Raw genomic sequence first — 1,421 nt, 5'->3', positions numbered from 1 at the left:
CTTCCAGCAAATTTGGTCTTTCGCTATACCAATGGCCTGTGGCTGAGTGAGTAAACGAGTAAGCCACTAAAAAAGCCCCACCATGGTGGGGCCGAATCGGAAAGGTTACTATTTCTATCCTGGTGGTTGCCCTGCCTTTCTATTACTGTCTTTCCATGCCGCGCAAGATGCGCACATCACCTTCCAGGCGACCAATATCCTGTTCAAGGTGGTTCATGTAATGGCAGTATTTATGCTTACACATAGCCTGGTAGATAGCGTCAGGGGATAGACCACCGGGCACTTTTTCATTTTTTGCGACAATACGACAGAGGGCAAACATGAGTTTGACGAGATCACCCTGACCTTCCGTGGAGAGATTGAGCCCTGCAAGCATCCGTCTGAAATCGGGGATCTTTTTTGCCTCTTCGAGGGTGGTGATATTTCCCATACCGGGAACGAGATTATCAATAAACTGCCGGCTGATGCCGTATTTCTCGTACAGCACTTTGTAGAACTCACACAAAAGCTCTTCTTGGTCATTTTCGTAAGCGGGTGAGTGAGCGCCAGCCCATAATAGGTAAAGCGCATCCCAAGACTCCTGGTATCGTTCGGCCATATATTGGAGAACAACAATATCACTGCTTCGGCATTGATAACTCTGATCGTCCATCGGGGTCTCGAGCAGATAGGCTTTATCTTTGTTCGCCTGTTCGAGTTCATATTGCGCATGCTGCAGTGGTGTCATCGGCTTGGCGTTAGCAACGGCTCCCATCACACTCAAGGTCGCACCGGCCGCACCGGCCAAGGCAACCGTTTGCAGCGAGTGATCACCAACGGCTCTCGCAATACCACCAACCGCCGCCCCGGCAAGACTGCCTAAAGCGCCCACTTGGGCAAGATAGCGACCCGAGATATTGAGCTTATCGACCGTGTGTCGCCCGAGTGCCGCCTGTCTTTCCTCTCTGGTGTAAACGTGGCCACTCGAACTCTCAATACCAAATTTGCTGGAAGAGGCTCGAATTAAAGATTGACCAATTTGCTGTTGCTTTGCTGCTCCGTCCATATGTGTCACCTCTGTGCTGGAGTTGATGGAGTTAATGATTGTTGGAGTTAACAACCATCCGTTAACCTATCTCAGCCTGCGAGAGGGGAGTATAACAAGGTGGTCAGAGCTGCTGACCGGCGCTCCATGAGTGCTCCATGAAATAGTGCTCCATGAAATAGTCAAAGAGTCTCATCTGAGCCAGCTATGGACCGCACAATTGCAATATCATTGATGAGCCTGCTTTCATCCTCGGCAATACGCGTTTTGAAATATTCGTACTTCTCCCGACATACAGACTGATAAAGCTCCTGTGGGGTAGCGCCGTGCGGGTCCGCCCGGGAGGCTGTCCGAGAATAGCGCCCGACTGGGCGTCCCCGACTGGGCGTCCCCGTAG

2 protein-coding genes are annotated in these 1,421 nt (G+C 51.3%); both read right to left on the bottom strand.

Annotation, left to right across the window (positions count from 1 at the left end):
* Positions 1-142 precede the first annotated feature (142 nt).
* A complete protein-coding gene (locus tag KDK14_RS19170) occupies positions 143-1,045 on the bottom strand; it encodes a hypothetical protein (protein ID WP_257266816.1) in 903 nt (300 codons plus the stop codon).
* Between the two features lie 161 nt (positions 1,046-1,206).
* A partial coding sequence (locus tag KDK14_RS19165) for a hypothetical protein (protein ID WP_257266815.1) occupies positions 1,207-1,421 on the bottom strand: 215 nt, incomplete at its 5' end.

This window comes from Endozoicomonas sp. ONNA2, assembly GCF_024606365.1.
Classification (GTDB): domain Bacteria; phylum Pseudomonadota; class Gammaproteobacteria; order Pseudomonadales; family Endozoicomonadaceae; genus Endozoicomonas.
Note: the sequence above shows the minus strand (reverse complement) of the source record. Positions and strands in the feature narration are given on the sequence as shown.